The sequence below is a fragment of the Mycobacterium intermedium genome (genome assembly GCF_002086275.1).
Taxonomy (GTDB): domain Bacteria; phylum Actinomycetota; class Actinomycetes; order Mycobacteriales; family Mycobacteriaceae; genus Mycobacterium; species Mycobacterium intermedium.
The window spans coordinates 1-1,506 of sequence record NZ_MVHT01000232.1 but is presented as its reverse complement, the minus strand read 5'-3'; the positions used below and the strand labels follow the sequence as shown (position 1 = coordinate 1,506).

The 1,506-nt window shown below is 63.6% G+C and carries 1 protein-coding gene; it reads right to left on the bottom strand.

Features of this window, described 5'->3' with window-relative positions:
* Positions 1 to 320 precede the first annotated feature (320 nt).
* Positions 321 to 1,403, bottom strand: a complete 1,083-nt coding sequence (locus BST27_RS30365; protein WP_428842049.1) for an IS110 family RNA-guided transposase — start codon at positions 1,401 to 1,403, stop codon at positions 321 to 323.
* Positions 1,404 to 1,506: the final 103 nt, after the last annotated feature.

Here is a 1,506-nt window from a genome sequence, read left to right as displayed (position 1 = left end):
CTGATATGGGAATCATTTTGTCAAGGGGCAGGGTGAAGCGGGGGCCACAACCGTCGTTGCGGCCGCCGCTTCGTTGACCAGTCAGCGGTGGGTCAGGTGCGTGGCGTGTCGAGTATGTCGACGCGTGGTCAGTCTGAAATGCGTGGGTTGGGTACCACAGGACGGGACTTTCGGCGTTGAGTGGTGCGCTGGTCTAGCAAGCACGAGCGTGGATTATGTTGTGGGACAACTGAATCTACTCACAGCGTGAACGCGGATCCACTCGTGTCTTCGCGTGCCGTTGCACAGACCGAGATGCTGACTGGACATTTTGGGGGCGGTTAGCTGTCGAGGGTGGCCAGGGACCAGCACCAGCCGGCCAGCTCGCGGGCGATGGCGGCATTGGCCACTATGGGGCGCTTCTTGCGTTCGTCGAAGCGTACCCAGCGTTGGTGCAGGCGTCGGTTTGCGGCGTGACCGCGGGCCCGTGCGGCCGGCGAGGCGACATCCCAGCGCTGACGGATCAGCTTTCCGGGCCGATAGGGCTTGCGGTGATGCCAGGCCGCTTCGACGAGCAGCCGCCGAGCATGGCTGTTTCCGGTCTTGGTGATCCCACCCTGAGAACGGGTAGCTCCCGAGGAGTTCTCGGTAGGCACCAACCCCAGATAGGCGCCGATCGATCGGCCCGAGAGCCGCTGCCAGTCCCCGATTTCCACGGCCAGCCCAAAGGCGGTGAGTGTCGATACTCCCCGCAGACAACCCAGCCGGTTGACCACCGGGGTAAAGACCGAACCGGTGGCCATCGCAGCGATCGCACGATCCAGACGGTCGCGGCGATCCAGAGTGGACAGCATCGCATCAAAGGCCGCGTCGAAGGCCAGCTGCACCCCGGGGAGCTCGAAACGCTGTCTACGCAGCCACAGCTCGTGGGTTCCTGTCCAGGCCTTTCCGCCGGAATAAACGATCCCGTGGCGCAACAGCAGATGCGACAACCGCAGCCGGGCGGCCATCAGATCTGCGCGACAATCCTCGCGGGCACGCACCAGATCCCGGGCGGCCTCTTGCTGTTCATCGGGAACATTCACCGCTACCACCTCACCCAGGTGCAACAACCGGGCCAGGTGGCGGGCATCAAGAGCATCGGTCTTGACGCGATTACCAGCGGGACGCTGCAACTTCGAGGGCGCGGCCACCAAACATTCGATCCCGGCCGCCGTGACAGCCCGCGCTAACCCGAACCCCGTCGGCCCAGCCTCATAGACCACTGCCACCGGCGCCGGCAACGACCCGATCCAATCCAGGATCTCGCGATGATCAGGAGTCAATCGCCTCTCGAACAGCTCACCGGTATCACCGTCTAACCCACACCCAAGCACCGATCGTGCGTGCACATCCAAACCAACACTCGTACGCTGACGTAACACTGGGGCCTCCCACATCTTGTGGCTCTACCGGCCAGGACCACCCTGTCGGTAACCCACGTTCACATGTGAGCGAGGCCCCAGCCCATACCCCCATACCGTCTGG